The sequence below is a fragment of the Micromonospora sp. DT48 genome (assembly GCF_049844495.1).
In the GTDB taxonomy this organism is placed as follows: domain Bacteria; phylum Actinomycetota; class Actinomycetes; order Mycobacteriales; family Micromonosporaceae; genus Micromonospora.
This window is the reverse complement of sequence record NZ_JBNCLE010000004.1, coordinates 236,332-254,962: the sequence shown is the minus strand read 5'-3', so window position 1 is coordinate 254,962 and position 18,631 is coordinate 236,332. Positions and strand designations below refer to the sequence as shown.

Annotated in this window: 19 protein-coding genes; 14 read left to right on the top strand and 5 right to left on the bottom strand. The window is 71.3% G+C overall.

The window, feature by feature from the left end; all coding sequences use genetic code 11:
- Positions 1-65: 65 nt before the first annotated feature.
- Positions 66-599: a YbjN domain-containing protein gene (locus ACLQ2S_RS01920; protein ID WP_155214482.1), complete on the top strand. Its 534-nt coding sequence runs from the start codon at positions 66-68 to the stop codon at positions 597-599.
- Between the two features lie 76 nt (positions 600-675).
- The gene (locus ACLQ2S_RS01915) at positions 676-1,569 is read left to right on the top strand and encodes a hypothetical protein (protein WP_425700980.1); all 894 of its coding nucleotides are present in this window, start codon (positions 676-678) and stop codon (positions 1,567-1,569) included.
- 419 nt (positions 1,570-1,988) lie between these two features.
- On the opposite strand, the gene ACLQ2S_RS01910 is transcribed toward ACLQ2S_RS01915, so the two are convergent.
- Positions 1,989-3,296: an MDR family MFS transporter gene (locus ACLQ2S_RS01910; RefSeq protein ID WP_425700979.1), complete on the bottom strand. Its 1,308-nt coding sequence runs from the start codon at positions 3,294-3,296 to the stop codon at positions 1,989-1,991.
- A 149-nt stretch (positions 3,297-3,445) separates the two neighbouring features.
- Here ACLQ2S_RS01910 and ACLQ2S_RS01905 point away from each other — a divergent pair, with 149 nt between their 5' ends.
- The 3 genes from ACLQ2S_RS01905 to ACLQ2S_RS01895 all read left to right on the top strand — a co-directional run bounded on the left by ACLQ2S_RS01905 (position 3,446) and on the right by ACLQ2S_RS01895 (position 6,425).
- A complete protein-coding gene (locus ACLQ2S_RS01905; RefSeq protein ID WP_155214484.1) occupies positions 3,446-4,213 on the top strand; it encodes a phosphoglyceromutase in 768 nt (255 codons plus the stop codon).
- 196 nt (positions 4,214-4,409) lie between these two features.
- On the top strand, positions 4,410-5,687 hold the full coding sequence (locus ACLQ2S_RS01900) for an ATP-binding protein (RefSeq protein ID WP_309222444.1): 1,278 nt from the start codon (positions 4,410-4,412) through the stop codon (positions 5,685-5,687).
- Between the two features lie 57 nt (positions 5,688-5,744).
- Entirely contained in the window at positions 5,745-6,425 is a 681-nt protein-coding gene (locus tag ACLQ2S_RS01895; RefSeq protein ID WP_155214485.1) for a response regulator transcription factor, read from the top strand.
- Here ACLQ2S_RS01895 and ACLQ2S_RS01890 read toward each other — a convergent pair.
- Positions 6,407-7,237, bottom strand: coding sequence for a hypothetical protein (locus tag ACLQ2S_RS01890; protein ID WP_309222445.1), 831 nt, complete (start codon positions 7,235-7,237; stop codon positions 6,407-6,409). The genes ACLQ2S_RS01895 and ACLQ2S_RS01890 overlap by 19 nt on opposite strands.
- 72 nt (positions 7,238-7,309) lie before the next feature.
- Between ACLQ2S_RS01890 and ACLQ2S_RS01885 the strand changes: the two genes are divergently transcribed.
- Entirely contained in the window at positions 7,310-8,254 is a 945-nt protein-coding gene (locus ACLQ2S_RS01885; RefSeq protein ID WP_425700978.1) for a Ppx/GppA phosphatase family protein, read from the top strand.
- Positions 8,255-8,329: 75 nt separating this feature from the next.
- Positions 8,330-9,136, top strand: a complete 807-nt coding sequence (locus ACLQ2S_RS01880) for a sugar phosphate isomerase/epimerase family protein (RefSeq protein WP_309222446.1) — start codon at positions 8,330-8,332, stop codon at positions 9,134-9,136.
- Between the two features lie 43 nt (positions 9,137-9,179).
- Here ACLQ2S_RS01880 and ACLQ2S_RS01875 read toward each other — a convergent pair whose 3' ends face one another.
- The 3 genes from ACLQ2S_RS01875 to ACLQ2S_RS01865 are packed head-to-tail and all read right to left on the bottom strand — an operon-like array spanning position 9,180 to position 11,233.
- The gene (locus ACLQ2S_RS01875; protein ID WP_309222447.1) at positions 9,180-9,737 is read right to left on the bottom strand and encodes a CGNR zinc finger domain-containing protein; all 558 of its coding nucleotides are present in this window, start codon (positions 9,735-9,737) and stop codon (positions 9,180-9,182) included.
- A gap of 18 nt (positions 9,738-9,755) precedes the next feature.
- On the bottom strand, positions 9,756-10,922 hold the full coding sequence (locus ACLQ2S_RS01870; protein WP_309222448.1) for a glutathionylspermidine synthase family protein: 1,167 nt from the start codon (positions 10,920-10,922) through the stop codon (positions 9,756-9,758).
- 2 nt (positions 10,923-10,924) lie between these two features.
- On the bottom strand, positions 10,925-11,233 hold the full coding sequence (locus ACLQ2S_RS01865; protein WP_425700977.1) for a hypothetical protein: 309 nt from the start codon (positions 11,231-11,233) through the stop codon (positions 10,925-10,927).
- 68 nt (positions 11,234-11,301) lie between these two features.
- Here ACLQ2S_RS01865 and ACLQ2S_RS01860 point away from each other — a divergent pair, with 68 nt between their 5' ends.
- The 7 genes from ACLQ2S_RS01860 (at position 11,302) to ACLQ2S_RS01830 (ending at position 18,501) form a co-directional block, all read left to right on the top strand.
- Positions 11,302-12,222 (top strand): proline dehydrogenase family protein, encoded by a 921-nt coding sequence (locus ACLQ2S_RS01860; RefSeq protein WP_155214487.1) that lies wholly within the window; start codon positions 11,302-11,304, stop codon positions 12,220-12,222.
- 82 nt (positions 12,223-12,304) lie between these two features.
- On the top strand, positions 12,305-13,105 hold the full coding sequence (locus tag ACLQ2S_RS01855) for an alpha/beta fold hydrolase (RefSeq protein ID WP_425700976.1): 801 nt from the start codon (positions 12,305-12,307) through the stop codon (positions 13,103-13,105).
- Positions 13,098-13,685: a TetR/AcrR family transcriptional regulator gene (locus ACLQ2S_RS01850; RefSeq protein ID WP_309222449.1), complete on the top strand. Its 588-nt coding sequence runs from the start codon at positions 13,098-13,100 to the stop codon at positions 13,683-13,685. The genes ACLQ2S_RS01855 and ACLQ2S_RS01850 overlap by 8 nt, the downstream gene beginning before the upstream one ends.
- Positions 13,686-13,745: 60 nt before the next feature.
- The gene (locus ACLQ2S_RS01845) at positions 13,746-15,149 is read left to right on the top strand and encodes a hypothetical protein (RefSeq protein ID WP_425700975.1); all 1,404 of its coding nucleotides are present in this window, start codon (positions 13,746-13,748) and stop codon (positions 15,147-15,149) included.
- A 51-nt stretch (positions 15,150-15,200) separates the two neighbouring features.
- A complete protein-coding gene (locus tag ACLQ2S_RS01840; protein WP_155214490.1) occupies positions 15,201-16,589 on the top strand; it encodes an efflux RND transporter periplasmic adaptor subunit in 1,389 nt (462 codons plus the stop codon).
- Positions 16,586-17,320, top strand: a complete 735-nt coding sequence (locus tag ACLQ2S_RS01835; RefSeq protein WP_309222450.1) for an ABC transporter ATP-binding protein — start codon at positions 16,586-16,588, stop codon at positions 17,318-17,320. The genes ACLQ2S_RS01840 and ACLQ2S_RS01835 overlap by 4 nt, the downstream gene beginning before the upstream one ends.
- Complete coding sequence (locus ACLQ2S_RS01830) at positions 17,317-18,501, top strand: ABC transporter permease (protein ID WP_425700974.1); 1,185 nt, start codon at positions 17,317-17,319, stop codon at positions 18,499-18,501. The genes ACLQ2S_RS01835 and ACLQ2S_RS01830 overlap by 4 nt, the downstream gene beginning before the upstream one ends.
- Positions 18,502-18,631 lie beyond the last annotated feature (130 nt).

Genomic DNA, 18,631 nt, shown 5'->3' with positions numbered 1-18,631 from the left:
AGCAGGGCGGCGACGACCTACCGGCAGCCGGGCGGCGCGGTGACGGTCGCCGTAGAGTTGGTCGGATGAGCGACCTCGGTGCACTGATCGAGTCCGTCTGCGCGGAGCGGGAACTAGCCTGCGAGCCCACCGGTCCGGGGTCGTACGCGGTGACCCTGCCCGGCACGCACAAGCTCAAGACGATCTGCAATCTGATCGTCGGCGAGCACGCGCTGCGGATCGAGGCGTTCGTGATGCGTCAGCCGGACGAGCGGCGCGAGGAACTGTGGGCCTGGCTGTTGCAGCGCAACGCCAAGATGTACGCCGTGTCGTTCTCCATCGACGCGGTCGGCGACGTCTACCTCACCGGCCGGGTCAACCCCGACGGTGTCGACGCCGACGAGCTGGACCGGCTGCTCGGCGCGGTGCTGACCTACGCCGACGAGTCCTTCGACACGATGCTGGAGATCGGGTTCGGCAGCTCGATCCGCCGCGAGTGGGAGTGGCGGGTGAAGCGGGGTGAGTCGACCGCCAACCTGGCGGCGTTCGCGCACCTGTTCGAGCCCTCGGCGGCGGCCCGGTCGGCTCCGCCGGCCGCCGGAGGTTCGGACCGCTCCTGACGGGTAAGCCGCAGCGCGCGGTGCGGCGTTGGGACCCGCCGCGCCGAGACGGCGAGTTCGAGGAGCGTGAGCGTCCATGGCTCAGCGAAGTAGCTCGGGTCGCGGCGGGACCGCGACCAGGACCAGACGGCAGGGCGGTAACCAGACGCCGAACACGCCAAGGATCTCCGAGGCGGAGATCTCCCGGATGCGGGTGGACGACATCCGGGGACAACTGCGGCGGCACGGGGTTTCCGGCATCTCCACGCTGCGTAAGCCGGAACTGGTGAAGACGCTGGTGAAGACGTTGCGGTCCGGCGGTGCCGGGCGTCGCAGCAGCGGCCCGGCGGGCCGGGCCAAGGCGACGAAGGCATCGGGTGCCAGACAACCGGCGTCCGGTCGGACCGCGCCGGGCCGGGCCAAGGCGGCACCGGCGAAGCGGACCATCGCGGCCCGCACGTCGACCGGCACGGCGGGCAGGACCGCCGCCCGCACGTCGACCGGCACGACGGGTAGGAGCGCCACCAGCGCTCGGAAGGCAGCTGCGCGCAAGGCGGCTCCGCGCAAGGCGGCGACGAGCGGTACGGCGGCCGCCACCCGCCGGGCGGCCGGTGGCGGCGCGGTGCGCACCGGACGGTCGACGTCCCGGTCGGTCCGCTCGTCGCAGCTGATCACCTCGCTCCAGGACCGGCCGGAGCGTCCCGGCCGCAGCCTGGTCACCACCAACCACGACGTCATCCGGCGGTGGGCCCGGCAACGGGGTGCCAAACCGGCGACGATCAGCGGCACCGATCGGGCGGGCCGAGCCGGGGTGTTGACGTTCAACATCCCGGGCTACCGGGAGAGCAGCCGGATCCGTGAGATCACCTGGGACGAGTGGTTTCACACCTTCGACCTGCGTCGGCTGAACCTGATCTACCAGGAGCAGATGCGCGACGGTCGGCAGAGCAACTTCTTCCGGACCGAGTCACCCGATCGGGAAGACGGATGAGGTTTGCGGGAATAGCCCTCGGGTACCCGCTGTTGGCCTTGACCGAGGGCCTGAGCACCGTCCGGCGGGGTCGCTGTGACGGGCGAGACAGCCGCTCAAGTTGAATCGCGAGGTCAGGCCGCACTAGCTTTATTGCACCGCGTTACGCTCGGAACCGTTCGGGGGAGCGGCGGATCGATCAGATCTGTGCATCCGGGTGGGCGCGGGGGACGGGTGGACCGACACCGTTGGGGGACGGTGGCCCACCTGTTTGGACCGGCGGCGCGAGCGGGCGTCGCTTACGGGGGTGAGTGCCGCCCGCCGCCGCCGGTCGTACGACGTCGAACGCCCGGTACGGCTTCCGTACCGGGCGTCGACTGTTTCGTCAGCCCAGGTCCTTCTGCGCAGGGCCGCCGGGGGTGGCGACGCCCGGGCTCGGCTCACCCCTGGGAGGTGGCCACCGGCTCGGCCGCCTTGGGTGCGGCGGGCTGCGGTGCGGTCGACTGCGTCGTCAGCACCGCAGCGGCGCCGACGGTACGCAGGGTGACGGCCCGCCGTTCCCGAGCCGGCCCGGAGAGCAGGTGACCCACCGCCATCACCAGGCCGATCGCCGCGCAGCCGAACCAGAGCGTGGCGTTGCCGGCTTGCTCGCGCACCAGCCCGCCGAGGATCGGTGCCGCCGCCCCGGCCAGCTGCCAGGAGAGCGAGAAGACCCCCTGATAGCGACCACGCAGCTCGGCCGGGGAGAGTTCGGCGATGAGGGTGGCGTTGGAGGGTGAGTGGAGCATCTCGCCGAGGGTCCAGATCAGCACCGTCAACCCGTAGAACCAGGCGACGTCGGCGAACGCGGTCAACCCGAAGCCGACTCCGGTCACCACCGCGGCCAGGGCGAGCACGTGCGACCGGCTCCGTCCCTTGATCAGTCGGGGCACGAAGAGTTGCCCGGCCACGATCATCACGCCGTTGAGCGCGATCACCGATCCGTAGGTGGCGGGGCTCAGGCCGGAGTCGGCCATCGCGATCGGCAGCATCGAGATGTGTTGGAGGAAGACCAGCGCCCCGAGCAGGTTCAGCGCCACGAAGCCGAGGTACACCCGGTCGTTCAGGATGGTCCGCAGGGCGCCGGACGGAGCGCCGCCGCGAGGCATCCCGACGACGACCGTGCGGGTCTCCCGTACCTTCACGAAGATGATCAGCGCGGTGATCAGGGTGGTGGCCGCGTTGACCACGAAGAGCAGCAGGTAGCCGGCCTGGGCGGCGAAGCCGGCGAGGACGGCGGCGCAGGCGAAGCCGAGATTGACCGCCCAGTAGTTGAGCGAGAAGGCGCGCAGCCGGTCCCGCTCCGGCACCACGTCGATCATCATGGCGCCGTACGCGGGGCGGGCCGCCTCGGCGAAGAGGCCGAGCAGCAACGCACCCGCCGCCACCGTCCACAGGTCACGGGCGAAGCCGAGGGCGAGCATCATGGTGGCGGCACCGAGATGGGCGGTGAACAGGGTCGGTCGGCGGCCCCACCGGTCGGACAGGGTGCCGCCCGCGGTGGTGCCGACCGCGCCGCCGACACCCCACGCGCCGAGCACCAGGCCCGCCTGTGCGGCGGAGAAGCCGCGCTCCTGGGTCAGGTAGATGGCGAGGAAGACCAGGACGAACGAGCCGAGCCGGTTGATCAGCGTGCCGGTCCAGAGGTACCAGAAGGTTGTTGGTAGCCCACCTGTGGTGTCCCGGAACCAGCCTCGTATCGCGCGCACGCCCGCCCCCGCATCCGTAATGACTGATGATCTATTGGATCCTTACCAACCTAGTGGCGTGCCGGAATCAAGGTCACCCGTATTTCCACGTGGTGGTCGTCACCACCCTTCCCGCACGGCCCGCTCCGGCTTGCGGCAGGATGATCGGCATGACAGCTAGCGAGGGGCCCACCGTCGGGACGCTGGTCCTGCTGCGGCACGGCGAGAGTGACTGGAACGCCAAGAACCTCTTCACCGGCTGGGTCGACGTCGACCTGACCGCGAAGGGGGAGGACGAGGCGCGCCGCGGCGGCGAGCTGCTGCGCGATCACGGCCTGCTGCCGGACGTGGTGCACACCAGCGTGATGCGCCGTGCCATCCGGACCGCCGAGCTGGCGCTCAACGCCGCCGACCGGCACTGGATCGCGGTACGCCGGTCGTGGCGGCTCAACGAGCGTCACTACGGCGCGTTGCAGGGCAAGAACAAGAAGCAGACCCTTGAGGAGTACGGCGAGGAGCAGTTCATGCTCTGGCGCCGGTCGTACGACACCCCGCCGCCACCGATCGCCGACGACGACGAGTGGTCGCAGGTGGGCGATCCGCGGTACGCGCTGCTGCCGACCGAACTGATGCCGCGTACCGAGTGCCTCAAGGACGTCGTCGCGCGGATGCTGCCGTACTGGTACGACTCGATCGTGCCGGACATCCTGGCCGGTCGTACGGTGCTGGTGGCCGCGCACGGCAACTCGCTGCGGGCGCTGGTCAAGCACCTGGACCAGATCAGCGACGAGGCGATCGCCAAGCTCAACATCCCCACCGGCATCCCGCTGCGCTACGACCTGGACCCGCTGCTGCGCCCCCAGACGCTGGGCGGCACCTACCTCGACCCGGAGGCGGCGAAGGCCGCCGCCGCGGCGGTGGCCAACCAGGGTCGCTGACCCCGACACCGAGGGCCCCGGCGAGTGTCGGGGCCCTCGGCGTGTCCGGCGGACGAGAGTCACCGTCGACCAGGTGCGACCAGGGGCTCGGTACGGGTGAACGATGCCGGACAGGTAGGTGAACTCTGCTCGACGTCGGAGTGCTTCGTCCCGTTCTGGGCGATCGCCGGGTCGAGAATGACCCTACGATCGCCGGGTGACATGGGCAGTGACGGTGGGTGTGGCCACGGCCCTGGCGGTCGGGGTGATCGCCGGGCTGGGGTTGTCCCGCGTGGTCCCGGCGGCGCGCCGGGCCACCGAGTCCACCCGGAGTCCGCGGGCCGGTTTCCGGGTCGGTAAGGGGAGGCCCGTCATCGACGAGGTGCAGGGCGGCATCGGCCGTCGCGCGATCGACTCGCTGCGTGCGGGTGTCGTGGTGTTGGACGCGGACGACGTGCCCGTGCTGACCAATCCGGCGGCGCGGGCGATGGGGCTGTTGCGGGCCGGTGGTCGACCCGGATCGGTCATCGCGCATCCGATGATCCGTACCCTGGCGGGGCAGGTACGCCGCACCGGCGTACGGCGCGAGATCGAGCTGGACCTGCCCCGAGGCGGCGACAACGCCGCGGAGAATCCGCTCGGCGTGCACCTGCGGGCGATGGGGCTGGGCGGCGGCTACATCGCGGTGGAGGCGGTCGACGTGACCGAGTCGCACCGGTTGGCCCGGGTCCGCCGGGACTTCGTCACCAACGTCAGCCACGAACTCAAGACCCCGATCGGTGCGTTGCAACTGCTCGCCGAGGCGCTGCTGGACGCCACCGGCCCGGCCGGCGAAGGTCGCCCGGAACTCTCCGAGGACCTCGGCGCGGCCCGCCGCTTCGCCGAGCGCATCCAGCACGAGTCGACCCGGTTGGGACGGCTGGTGCAGGAGCTGCTGGAGCTGACCCGGCTCCAGGGCGCCGAACCGCAGCCGGCGCCCGAACCGGTCGCGGTGGACTGGGTGATGTCCGAGGTGATCGATCGCACCCGGACCGCCGCCGCTGCCCGCCGGATCGAGGTGACGGTCGAAGCCGAGCGGGGGCTGACCCTGTACGGCAGCGACAGCCAACTCGCCACCGCGGTGGCGAACCTGGTGGAGAACGCCCTCAACTACTCCGGCGAGGACACCACGGTCCGCATCGTCGCCCGGTCCGCCGGTGAACAGGTGGAGATCGCGGTCACCGACCAGGGCATCGGCATCGCCCCCACCGACGTCGACCGCATCTTCGAACGGTTCTACCGGGCCGACCAGGCGCGTTCCCGGGCGACCGGCGGCACCGGCCTGGGGCTGGCGATCGTCAAGCACATCGCGAGCAACCATGGTGGCCGGGTGGACGTCGCGAGCACTCTTGGTGGTGGGTCGACGTTCACCCTCCGGCTGCCCGCCCGTCCGCCGGACGACCTGCTGGGCACACTGCCGGAGGCGGAAACCACGGCCGAACCCGGGCAGGGTTGACCGCACGTGGATCGGGTCGGGGCGCCGTCCGGTCCGACCGATGGAAAGGAAACGCCGTTGAGTCGCGTACTGGTGGTCGAGGACGAGGAGTCGTTCTCCGACGCCCTGTCGTACATGCTTCGCAAGGAGGGGTTCGAGGTCTCGGTGGCCGCCACGGGGCCGGCGGCGCTCACCGAGTTCGACCGGACCGGCGCGGACATCGTGCTGCTCGACCTGATGCTGCCGGAGATGTCCGGCACCGAGGTATGCCGACAGCTGCGGCAGCGCTCGCAGGTGCCGATCATCATGGTCACCGCGCGGGACAGCGAGATCGACAAGGTAGTCGGCCTGGAGATCGGGGCCGACGACTACGTGACGAAGCCGTACTCCCCCCGGGAGCTGGTCGCCCGGATCCGCGCGGTGCTGCGCCGGCAGACCTCGGAGGTGGAGTCGAGCGAGGCGACGCTCGTCGCCGGGCCGGTCCGGATGGACGTCGAGCGGCACGTGGTGACCGTGGCCGGGGGTGCGGTGCAGCTGCCGCTCAAGGAGTTCGAGCTGCTCGAACTGCTGCTGCGCAACGCCGGTCGGGTGCTCACCCGGGGCCAGCTGATCGACCGTGTCTGGGGCGCCGACTACGTCGGTGACACGAAGACGCTCGACGTCCACGTCAAGCGGCTACGTTCCAAGATCGAGCCGGAGCCGTCCACCCCACGGCACATCGTCACGGTGCGGGGTCTCGGCTACAAGTTCGAGCCCTGACCCGGTACCGGGTCGGCCGGGTGGGGGGCGACGAGGCCCTGCCGGATCCGCGCCGCGCACAGCTCGGCCAGTTTCACGTACCCGGCCTCGCCGATCAGCGCGGTCAGCTCCGGGGCGTACGACAGGTACATCGGTTCGGTGCCGACGTGCGCGTCGGTGGAGGAGGTGCACCACCAGTCGAGGTCGTGCCCGCCAGCCCCCCAGCCGCGCCGGTCGAACTCGGCCAGCGTGGACACCAGCACCTTGGTGTTGTCCGGCCGCTTGACCCAGTCCTGATCGCGGCGGATCGGCAGTTGCCAGCACACGTCCGGTTTGTACTCCAGCGGATGCGCCCCGTCGCGCAACGCCTGGGCGTGCAACGCGCACCCGCCCCCGCCCGGGAAGTCCGCGTCGTTGAGGAAGACGCAGGGGCCGTCCGCGTCCTGGGTGGCGGTGCGCCGTGCCGGGGTCTTGCCGTCGACGGTGTCGTTCTCGGTCCAGTTCTTGAAACCGCGTCGATAGTGCTGCCAGGTCTGTGGCGTCAACCGTTTCACCGCGGCCCGGACCCGCGTCTCGTCGTCGGAGTCGGTGAAGAAGGCACCGTGCGAGCAGCAGCCGTCGGCCGACCGGCCGGCGATGATCCCGTGACATCCCCGGCCGAAGATGCAGGTCCACCGGGACAGCAACCAGGTGAGATCGGCCCGGATCAGGTGCCGCTCGTCCGCCGGGTCGACGAACTCGACCCACTCCCGGGGAAAGTCCAGCGGCACTTCCCGGCTGCGCGGATCGGCCGGGTCGTCCACCAGCACACGCAGTTCGATCTGCCCTGTCACCTGGCCAGCGTACGCGTGGTGGGGCAGCCCGGTCGTCGAGTGACGCGAACCAGGTGGGCCTATGGTTCTCCCATGCGACTGGGTGTCCTCGACGTCGGTTCGAACACGGTGCACCTGCTGGTGGTCGACGCGCACCACGGGGCGCACCCGTGGCCGGTGCACTCGGAGAAGGCGGTGCTGCGCCTCGCCGAGCAGATCGACCCGGACGGCGCACTCCGTGAGGCTGGCGCGGACGCCCTGGTCAAGGCGGTGGACGCGGCGCGTACGGCGGCCACCGGACTGAAGGTGGACGAGTTGATCGCCTTCGCCACCTCCGCGGTGCGTGACGCCACCAACGCGGCCGACGTCCTGGCCCGGGTGCGCGACGCCACCGGCGTACGGCTGGAGGTGCTCTCCGGCGCCGACGAGGCACGGATGACGTTCCTCGCGGTCCGGCGGTGGTTCGGATGGTCCGCCGGGCGGCTGCTGGTGCTGGACATCGGCGGCGGCTCGTTGGAGATCGCGGCGGGCATCGACGAGAATCCGGACGCTGCGGTGTCGCTTCCCCTCGGAGCCGGTCGGCTGACCCGGGACCGGCTCGGCGTCGACCCGGAAAGCCGCGTCCCGCCCGCGTCGAAGATCGTGGAGGAGCTGCGGCAATACGTCGAGGCGCAGCTCGATCCGGTGGTCGAGCGGATGATCGAGGTGGGGTGGGACCGCCCGGTGGCGACCTCCAAGACGTTCCGTACGCTGGCCCGGCTCGCCGGTGCGGCCCCCAGTGGTGCCGGGCTCTGGGCCCGCCGCCGACTCACCCGGTCCGGCCTGCGACAGGTGCTCGGCTTCATCCGGCACATCCCGCCCGCGCAACTGGTCGAGTTGGAGGGGGTCAGCGCGGGGCGGGCCCACCAACTGCTGGCCGGTGCGGTGGTCGCCGAGTCGGTGATGCGTCGACTCGGGGTGGAATCGGTGGACATCTGCCCGTGGGCGCTGCGGGAGGGCGTGATCCTCAACCGGATGGATCGACTGGCTCCGGTGTGATCCCCGTCGTCCCTCCTGTCCGGTTTGCGTACTCTCGTCATGATGCCTCAATGAACGGCGGCTACCCTCGGTGGTGTGACTTCCCGCGTCCCGGTGCTCCTGTCCAGTTCCTCGGTCTTCCCTGAGCGGACCGCGGCGGCGTTCCAGCTCGCCGCCACGCACGGCTACGACGGCCTTGAGGTGATGGTCTGGACCGACGCGGTCAGCCAGGACGCGGGCGCGCTGCGGGGCCTCGCCGACCACTACGGGGTGCCGGTCCTCTCCGTGCACGCCCCCTGCCTGCTGGTCACCCAGCGGGTGTGGAGCCCGGACCCGTGGGAGCGGCTCCGCCGGGCGGCGGTGCTGGCCGAGACGCTTCAAGCGCCGACGGTGGTGGTGCACCCGCCCTTCACCTGGCAGCGGGACTACGCCCGACGCTTCGCCGAGGGGCTCGACCGGGTGGCCGGCGAGTTCGGTGGCCTGCGGTTCGCCGTGGAGAACATGTATCCGGTACGGATGGCCGGCCGCCAGTTCGTCCCGTACGTGCCCGGTTGGGATCCCACCGACGCCGGTTACACCTCGTACACGCTCGACCTGTCGCACTGTGCCGCCTCGCACAGCGACGCGTTGGCGATGGCCGACCGGATGGGCGACGGTCTGGCGCACGTGCACCTCGGCGACGGCACCGGCGAGGGACGCGACGAGCACCTGGTGCCGGGGCGCGGCAACCAGCCCTGCGCCGAGTTGCTGCGCTCGCTGGCCGGGCGGGGCTTCACCGGCTCGGTGGCGGTGGAGGTGACCACCCGGGGCGCGAAGAGTCGGCAGGTCCGCGAGGCGGATCTGAGCGAGGCGCTGGCCTTCGCCCGTCAGCACCTCGGCACGCCGTCCCCGGTCGACGCCTGACCGTCGACCCGCCCGTTCTGACCGTCGACCCTCCAGGGGCGGGTCAGGAAACCGGTGTCAGCGGGTCCGGTTGGCTGGGCACCGCAGCCCGCTTACGCGCCCGGTGGGCGGCCACGTGCGAGCGGGTGGCGCAGCGCTCCGAGCAGAACCGCCGGCAGCAGTTGGACGAGGTGTCCAGGTAGACGTTGCCGCAGCGGTCGTCGGCGCAGACGCCGAACCGGGCGCTGCCGTACTCGCACAGCCAGACCGACAGCCCCCAGACCGCACCGGCGAGGTATTCCGAACTGACCGAGGCACCCCGGCTGGTGACGTGCATGTGCCAGTCGCTGGAGTCGTGTCCGGAGATGCGCGGTTGCACCGGGAACGCCTCCAGCAGGGAGTTCAGCTCGCTGACCGCCAGGGCGTCCCGCCCCGAGGTGCCGTACGCGAAGACGTCCCGCAGCCGCTTCTGTGCACGCCGAAAGGTCGGTAGATCCCGTTCCGTGACCTCGTCGCGCATCCACTCCTGGTCGTCGCAGAAGAGGCCACGCAGGTCGTCGAGGTCGTTCAGTCGCGCGTTGACGAGGTCAACCCCGGTCCGGGCGTACGCGTCGAAGTCCACGTGTCAACCGTAGACGACTCATCCCGGGCGTGGCGCGTCGATGTAGTGCGGGAGGAACCGCGCGTAGCCGTCGGTGATCAGACTGGCGCTCTCCCGCAGCCCGGCACCGGCCGACTCACCGTCGACGATCCAGCTGCCCAGCACCAGATGACTGTCGCCGAATGTCGGCAACGCCCGGAACTCCTGGTAGCAGAAGCCCTCCTCGCCGTAGTCGCCGGGATTGTTGATCTCACCGCCGGGGGTGACGATGCGTACCGCCGCGCCCTCCCGGCCGAGCAGCGGCTTGGCGACGTATTCCGACATTCCGCGCGGACCGTCCAGGTACGCCGGCAGCAGCAGCTCGTGCCCCGGATACAACTCCCACAGCACGGCCAGCAACGCCTTGTTGGACAGCAGCAGCTTCCAGGCCGGCTCGATCCAGGTGGTCGGGGTGCCCGGCCGCACCGCCAGCGGGCCGTACGGTTCGGCGAGCATCCACTCCCACGGGTAGAGCTTGAAGCAGGTGACGACCGGTCGGTCGTCGGCGTCGACGAAGCGCCGGCCGTCCCAGCCGAGGTGCTGGATCGGCAGTAGTTCGACGTCCAGCCCCGCCTGGCGGGCGGTCTCGGCCAGGTAGCCGGCGGTCATGTGGTCCTCGCCGGTCTCCTCCTCGTTCGACCAGACCACGTGCACCCGCCGGTCGTGCAGCCCCGCGCCGATCTTCGCCCAGGTGCCGACGAGCCGCTCGTGCAGGCTGTTCCACTGGTCCAGCTCCGGCCGGGTGTGCTCCAGCCAGTACCACTGCGTGATGCTCGCCTCGACCAGTGCGGTGGGGGTGTCGGCGTTATACTCCAGCAGCTTCGGCGGCCAGCTGCCGTCGTACCAGAGGTCGAAGCGGCCGTAGAGGCTGGGTGGCTTCTCCCGCAACGACCGGGCGACCGCCTCGGTAGCCCATTGCGGGATGCCGAACTCGGCGTACCGGTTGCGCCGCACCACGTGCTCGGCGGCGGCCAGCGACATCCGGTGCAGCTCCTCGGTGGCCTCCTCCAGGCGCAGCACCTCGTCCAGGTCGAAGACGTACGCCGCGGTCTCGTCCCAGTACGACATGACCCCGCCGTCGGGCAGTTCCGTGTCCACGTAGACCAGGCCCTGTTCGCGGATCGTGGTGTCCCAGTCGGGGCGCGGTGTGACCGTCTCGCGCCGCACGCTCAGCCGCCGCAGTAGGCGAGATGGGTACCGAAACCGCCGCGTTCGGGCACCGAGGCGCTCACCGGTTCGGGCGCGGTTCGGCTGCCGACTTCGGCGGCTGGGGCGGGAATCCGCATGGCCAGAGCGACCGTCGCGCCACCACCGGCGGGGCCGAGGGCGCAGTCGTCATCGTCATCGTCGTCGGAGTTCATATTGCAGCCGGAGAGGGCGAGCGCCAGGGCGGTGAGCGCGCCAAGCTGCACGGAGGCCGACCGAAGCCGGCGGCGGGGGCGATTTTCCACGACATCGTTGTAACCGATGGATGCCATCCCGTCCGCCCCGGGCCGAGGGCGGACGGGAAGGTACCTGGTGGTCGGGTGGGAGTTACGCTCGGCTCATGCTCCGTTCCGTCATCCTCGCCGCCTCCCGGTCATCCCGGGTCGAGCGGCTCGTCGCGACGGCCCCGTTCTCCCGGGACGTCGTCCGCCGGTTCGTTGCCGGCACCACGACCGACGACGCGTTGCGCGTGACCCGCGAACTCGTCGAGGACGGTCTCGCGGTCACCCTCGACAATCTCGGCGAGGACACCGTCACCGGCGAACAGGCCAACGCCACCCGGGACGAGTACCTCACGTTGCTGCGGATGCTGGCCGAGGCGGAGTTGACTCCCGCCGCCGAGGTGAGCGTGAAGCTCTCCGCGCTCGGTCAGGCGTTCGACGAGCAACTCGCCTACGACAACGCCCGGGCGATCTGCGCCGCCGCCGAGGCGGCCGGCACCACGGTCACCCTGGACATGGAGGACCACACCACGACCGACTCGACCCTGGACATCCTGGCCAAGCTCCGCAAGGACCACCCGTCGACCGGTGCGGTGTTGCAGGCTTATCTGCGGCGTACCGAGTCGGACTGCCGCGAGCTGGCGTCGGCCGGGTCGCGGGTGCGGTTGTGCAAGGGCGCGTACCGGGAGCCGGAGTCGGTGGCGTACCAGTCGGCCCGGGAGGTCGACAAGTCGTACGTCCGGTGCCTGAACATCCTGATGTCCGGCGACGGTTATCCGATGCTCGCCACCCACGATCCGCGCCTGATCGCCATCGGCGAGGACCGGGCGCGTTGGTTCGACCGTGACCCGGACCGCTTCGAGTTCCAGATGCTCTACGGCATCCGGCCGGAGGAGCAGGCCCGCCTGGTCGGTGAGGGCTACACGGTCCGCACCTACGTGCCCTACGGCGACGACTGGTACGGCTATCTGATGCGTCGGCTCGCCGAGCGTCCGGCCAACGTGGCCTTCTTCGCCCGCGCGCTCACCTCCCGCCGGTAACACCCGGCAGCAGCCGTACCGCCGGTCGGCGGGTGCGAGCCGTGCCTTGACCAGGAAAGCTAACAACATTAGCCTTGCGGCTATGTCAACTAGCTTTGTGGCGTGTGCCGACGGCCGGATCGCGTACGAGGTGCACGGGCAGGGGCCCCTGGTGGTGCTCTCGCACGGCATGGGGGAGAACCGCCGCTCCTACCGGCACCTGATTCCGTTGCTGGTGGCAGCGGGCTACCGGGTGGCCTCGGTCGACGTACGCGGGCACGGCGACTCGACCACCGGCTGGCCGTCGTACACCCCGGCGGAGGTGGGCGGCGACCTGCTCGCGGTGGTGCGTGACCTCGGTGGCGGCCCGGCGGTGCTGGTGGGCAACTCGTCCAGCGGCGCGGCCGTGGTCTTCGCCGCCACCGAGGCGCCGGAGTCGGTCAACGGCATCGTGTTGGTCGGCGCGTTCGTCAACCAGCCGAAGCTCAACCCCTTCATGCGGCTGGCCATGGTCGTGGTGCTGCACAGTCCACGGCTGTTCGGGTTGTTCCACCGCACGCTCTTTCCCGTGCACCGTCCGGCCGACGACGCGCAGTACCGCCGGCAGTTGGTGGCGGCGCTGCGCCGGCCCGGCCGGATGGCACCCTTGCGCGGGGTGATCCACCCGGTGGAGCCGCACTGGACCAGCCTCGCCGCGCAGGTCCGCCAGCCGGTACTGGTGCTGATGGGCACCAGGGATCCCGACTTCTCCGACCCCGGCGCGGAGGCCCGGGCCGCCCGGCGACTCTTCCCGGTCGCCGAGGCGCGGATGATCACCGAAGCGGGTCACTACCCGCACGCCGATCGCCCGGAGGCGATGGCGCACGAGCTGGTCGCCTTCCTGGCCGAGGTCAACCGTGCCTAGGGCCGGGCTCAACACCCAGATCGTGGTACGTGAGGCGGCCCGGCTCGTCGACGAGGTCGGGTACGGCCAGCTCACCCTCGCCGCGTTGGCGAACCGGCTCGGCGTGGCACTGCCCAGCCTCTACAAGCACGTCAAGGGTGCCGAGGCGCTCGCGCAGCAGTTGTCCGCGCTGGCCACCGCGGAGATCGCCGACGAGATGACCACAGCTGCCGCCGGGCGCAGCGGCGAGGACGCGCTACGGGCCGTCGCCGCCGCCTACCGCTCGTACGCCCGTCGGCACCCCGGCCGCTATCCGGCCACCCAGCGGGTACCGGATCCGGCCGACCCGGCGCACCTGGCCGCCGGGGAACGCGCGGTCGGCGTCGTCTACGCCATCCTGCGGGGATACGGCATCGAGGGCGACGCCGCAGTGGACGGGGTCCGGATGTTCCGCGCGGCGGTGCACGGCTTCGTCTCGCTGGAGGCGACCGGAGACTTCGGACTACCCCGCGACGTCAACCGGTCCTTCGACCGGATGATCGCCGCCCTGGACGTGGCGTTCCGTTCCTGGCCCGCCTCGGCGGAGCCCGACGCTGCCTGACCCGAGTCGGCCGGTAGATCACACTTCCGTCGGCGCTACCGCAGGCTTTACCCTTCGCCGGTGAATGAGGGGGCCCCGGCGGGCGACGACCATCCAGCGGTGACCAGCCCGGCAGCGCAGGAGGCGGCGCTGCCACCCACAACGGTGATGCCCGACGCCGACCCGGTCCCCGAGCGACGGCCGCGTCGCCGATGGCCATTGTGGGCCGCCGTGGTGGCGGTGGTGCTGGCGTTGGGTGTCGGCGTACCGGCGGCGCTGCTGAACGGTCGACTGTCCGATGCAAAGGTCGGTGAACCGGCCGTTGCCGCCTCGCCGACGGAGAACCCCACCACCATCGCCGCCCGGCAGGTCGCCGAACGGATCACCGCGCAACTCGACAAGCAGGCCGCCGCGCTGCTCGACGGCGACCGGTCCGGGTTCGCCGCGATCGCGGCCCCAGCCGTACGCCCTGACCTGCGTCGGCGGTTCGCCGCGCTCCGGGCCCTGCGGGTGACGCGCTGGCAGGGCCGTCCGAGTGGCCTGCCCACCTCGGCGGGGCGCCCCGGACAGTGGCGGGTGCAGATCGAGTTCCAGTACTGCTTCGTCGTGCCGAATTGCCAACCGAGCCCGATGGTGGTGGAGACCCGCTGGCGGGACGGTGCGCAACCCCGACTGCTCGCCCTGTCGAAGTCGAAGTCCTCGCCGTACGTGAACGGTCGCTTCAACGGCCAGCCCGGTGCCCTGCCCTGGGAGATCAGCAAGCTGGCCGTGGTGGTCGGCAAGCGCGTCATGGTGGCCAGTACCCCGGATCACCGCAACCGGTTGCCGGGGTTGTTGAAGCGGGCCGAGGCGGCGGCGAAGGTGGCCGACACCTATGTCGTCGACGGTACGCCTCCGGACATGTACCGCGTCTTCTACGCCGGGCCGAAGGAGTGGAAGCGGTGGTACGGCGGTGACCAACCGGAATGGGGTGCCGGGGCCGCGATCAACACCGGTGGCGGGCACTACGAGGTGATACTGGCACCCGAGACGCTCGACTACTACGGCCCCGCGTTGGACGAACTGCTCCGTCACGAACTGGCCCATGCCGCCTCACTGCCGGACAAGAGCTACTGGGACGACTCGGCTTGGTGGCTGATCGAAGGGTTGGCCGAGCACGCGGGTGCCGACGGCCAGCCGGTCTCCCGGTACGACGGACTGGCGCCCACCCGCCGGCTGGTGACGGGCGACTGGGACGGCAAGCTGGACGGACTCCTTCCCGACGACGACACGCCCGACCGGAAGGTGACCGGCAGCTACGGGATCGCCTACCTCGCCTTCCGGCACCTGGTCGACCGGTTCGGCGAGGAGCAGGCGTTCGCCTTCTTCAAGGCGGTGGTGTACGACCTGCGGCGACCGGAGCAGACCACCGAGGAGATCTTCGGCGAGTCCTGGTCGAGCCTGCGTAAGGAGTGCGTCGCGTACATCCGCAAGGCCGTGCGCTGACCCGGTGGCCTGGTCGGGGCGGTCGGGGCGACATCGACAGATGCTCGTAGCATGTGTCGCGTGCGCCGCTCCGACTCGCCGCGGTTGCCAGCCACTCGGCTGCGCCTGGTCACCGTTCTGCTCGCCGTCACCGTACTGACCCTCACCACCGCAGCTTCCTGTGGTGGTGACGAGCCGCCGATCGCGCTCGCCGCAGCGACGCGCGCCGCAGTGGCGGAGGAGATCGATGCTCCCGCCACCGTTGTCGCCCGGGCGGCGGCCACCCTCACCGCCCCGGCCGACGGCACGCTGGCCCGCCTCCGGGTGGAGCCGGGTCAGCGGGTCAAGCGGGGGCAGGTGCTCGCCGTGATCAACTCACCGTCGGCCCGGGAACGCCTCCGCCAGGCCCGCGCCGCGCTGCGGGCCGCGCAACGCGCCGGTGGCGGCGGTGGCGGCGGCGACCTCGTCGGGTCGCTGCGCGGCACCGACCGCGCCGCCGACGCCACGCACGCCGCCGCCCGAGCCGCGGCGGCGAAGATCAGCGACCCGGAACTCCGCAAGGCGCTGCTCGCCCAGGTCGAGGCGGCACAGCGCCGGTACGACGCGGCGGCCCGCGCCGCCGACCGGGCGGTACGGGAGGTGCAGCGCGGCGTACGCAACCTGAACAGCGCGGTCAGCGCGCTCGCCACCGCCCAGCGACTTCAGGCACAGCAGGCGTACGACCTGGCCAAGGCGACCGTCGACGCGTTGACCCTGCGCGCCCCGATCGCCGGTGTCGTGCAGCCGGGCGGCGTCAGCACCGGCACCGGCTCGGCGGGAGCCCTCGCCGGGCTGCTCGGATCGGGTGGAATGCCGTCGGGGATCGGTGGGGAGTCGTTCGGTGCGCCGGCCGGACCGCCGCCGGGCGTGGACACCGCGGTTCCGGTGGGCGGTCGGGTCACCGCCGGCACCCCGGTGCTGACCGTGGTGGACACCCGCGAGCTGGGTCTGCTCGCCGAGGTCGACGAGACGGACGTCCTGCTGGTCCGCCCCGGGCTGACCGGCACCGTCGAACTCGACGCCGTCACCGGTGCCAGCTACCAGGCGACGGTGCAGTCGATCGACGTACTGCCCACCACCTCGGCCCGGGGCGGGGTGAGCTACCGGGTGCGACTCGCCCTCGGCCCCGGGCAGTTCGGTGAAGCCGAGCCCGCGCCCACCCCGCGCCCCGGGATGAACGCGGTGCTGCGGCTGCGGGTCCGGGAGGAGGCGGACGCGGTGACCGTGCCCGCGTCGGCGCTCTTCTCGGTCGACGGCCGGGACACCGTCTGGCTGGTCCGCGACGGCCGCGCCGACCGGGCCGTGGTCACCGTCGGCGTCCAGGGGCAGGATCTGGTGCAGATCGTCGACGGGGTGCAGGCCGGCGACCGGATCGTGATCCGGGGCACCGACCAGGTCCGCGAGGGCCAGGAGATCGGGTGAGCCGGGCTCCGGCGATCGAAGCGGTCGACGTCTCCCGGACGTACCAGCTGGACGGCGTGTCGGTGCCCGCCCTGCGCGGGGTGTCGCTGACCGTCGAAGCCGGGGACTATGTCGCGCTGATCGGGCCCTCCGGCTCCGGCAAGTCCACCCTGATGCATCTGCTCGGTGGGCTGGACCGCCCCAGCGGCGGCCGGTTGGTCATCGGTGGCCGGGAGGTGGGCACCCTCACCGCCCCGGAGTTGGCCCGGCTGCGCAACGAGACCATCGGCTTCGTGTTCCAGGCGTTCCACCTGCTGCCGCGTACCTCGGCGGTGGACAACGTGGCGTTGCCGCTGGTGTACCGGGGCGTGAGTGCGCGGCAGCGGCGTGAGCGCGCCGCCGCGATGCTCGGGCGGGTCGGCCTGGGTCACCGGTTGCACCACCGGCCCAACCAGCTCTCCGGCGGCGAGCAGCAGCGGGTGGCGATCGCCCGAGCCCTGGTCACGGATCCGACCGTGCTGCTGGCCGACGAACCGACCGGCAACCTGGACAGCACCACCGGTGCCGCCGTGCTGGAACTGCTGGAACGCCTCAACGGCGAGTCCGGGGTGGCGCTGGTGATGGTCACCCACGACGCGGAGGTGGCGGCGCGGGCGCGGCGACGCATCGCGATGCGCGACGGCGTGGTGGTCGCCGACAGCGCCGCCGAATCCGGCTCGACCGAGGTGGCGGACGGAGGGGCTGGCGCGTGAGGGTGGCCGAAGCCTGGCGGGTGGCGTGGGACGCGTTGCGCGCGAACCGGATGCGCAGCGCGTTGACCATGCTCGGGGTGGTCATCGGGGTGGCCTCCGTGGTGTTGCTGGTGGCCATCGGCACCGGCACCAAGCAGCGGGTGGAGCAGCAGGTCGAGGGCCTCGGTTCCAACCTGCTGCTGGTCGTGCCGGGGCGACTCGACGTGGGTAGCGCGCCGGCGCTCTCCCCGCTCACCCTCCAGGACGTGGACGCCGTCGGCCGGGTGGTGGGTGATCCGAGCCGGGTGGCGGTGACGGTCGCCTCCGGGGCGACCGTGCGGGCCGGCAACCGGGAGGACTTCACCACCGTCCAAGGGGTGCTGGAGACGACCCCCACGGTCTTCGCCCGGGAGGTCGCCCGGGGGCGATACCTGACCGGTTCCGACGTGGACACCGGTCGCCGGGTCGCGGTGCTCGGCGACTCCGTCGCCCGCTCCCTCTTCCCGGATCGGGAGGCGGTCGGTCAGCAGCTCAACGTGGCCGGCGTGCGCTTCCGGGTGATCGGTGTCTTCACCCCGCTCGGGCAGAGCCTCGGGGTGGACCGGGACGACGAGGTACACGTGCCGGTGACGGCGGCGCAGCGGCTCTACGGCACCCAACGGGTCGACGCCATCGCGGTGAAGGCCCCGGACCGGGAACGGATCGACGAACTCGGTGAGCGGATCGTGGCCGAGCTGAACGGTCGACACCCGGGTACCGAGTTCAGCGCCGTGACTCAGGAGCAGATCCTCGGTGTGCTGGGCGACATCCTGGGCATCCTGACCGGCGTACTGGCCGCCATCGCGGGCATCTCGCTGCTGGTCGGTGGGGTCGGCGTCTCCAACATCATGCTGGTCTCGGTCCGGGAACGGACCCGGGAGATCGGTCTGCGCAAGGCGGTCGGCGCCCGGCCCCGAGACATCGGGGTGCAGTTCCTGCTGGAGGCGGTGCTGCTGACCTCGGTCGGTGGCCTCACCGGGATGGCCCTCGGCGTGGGCGGCGCGCTGCTGGTGGCCGCCGTCTCACCCATCCCGGCGGCGGTGACCTGGTGGTCGCTGGCACTGGCCTTCGGCGTCTCGGCGGCGGTGGGCATCATCTTCGGGGTGGTACCCGCCCAGCGGGCTGGTCGGCTCGATCCCGTGGTGGCCCTGCGCTCAGAGTGATCTCCCCGATACCCGTGGCCGAGGTTGATCGGTGTCGGAACCCGGGACGCAGCACCCGACCAGGGGTTTTTTCTCACCAGGCGGCAACCGATCATGATCAGTTGCGGGAAGGGATCGCGCCGGTCACAGC

Coding starts and splice junctions, on each gene's coding strand:
- ACLQ2S_RS01920 (WP_155214482.1), top strand. CDS start 66: ATGAGCGACCTCGGTGCACTGATCGAGTCCGTCTGCGCGGAGCGGGAA.
- ACLQ2S_RS01915 (WP_425700980.1), top strand. CDS start 676: ATGGCTCAGCGAAGTAGCTCGGGTCGCGGCGGGACCGCGACCAGGACC.
- ACLQ2S_RS01905 (WP_155214484.1), top strand. CDS start 3,446: ATGACAGCTAGCGAGGGGCCCACCGTCGGGACGCTGGTCCTGCTGCGG.
- ACLQ2S_RS01885 (WP_425700978.1), top strand. CDS start 7,310: ATGCGACTGGGTGTCCTCGACGTCGGTTCGAACACGGTGCACCTGCTG.
- ACLQ2S_RS01865 (WP_425700977.1), bottom strand. CDS start 11,233: ATGGCATCCATCGGTTACAACGATGTCGTGGAAAATCGCCCCCGCCGC.
- ACLQ2S_RS01860 (WP_155214487.1), top strand. CDS start 11,302: ATGCTCCGTTCCGTCATCCTCGCCGCCTCCCGGTCATCCCGGGTCGAG.
- ACLQ2S_RS01855 (WP_425700976.1), top strand. CDS start 12,305: ATGTCAACTAGCTTTGTGGCGTGTGCCGACGGCCGGATCGCGTACGAG.
- ACLQ2S_RS01840 (WP_155214490.1), top strand. CDS start 15,201: ATGTGTCGCGTGCGCCGCTCCGACTCGCCGCGGTTGCCAGCCACTCGG.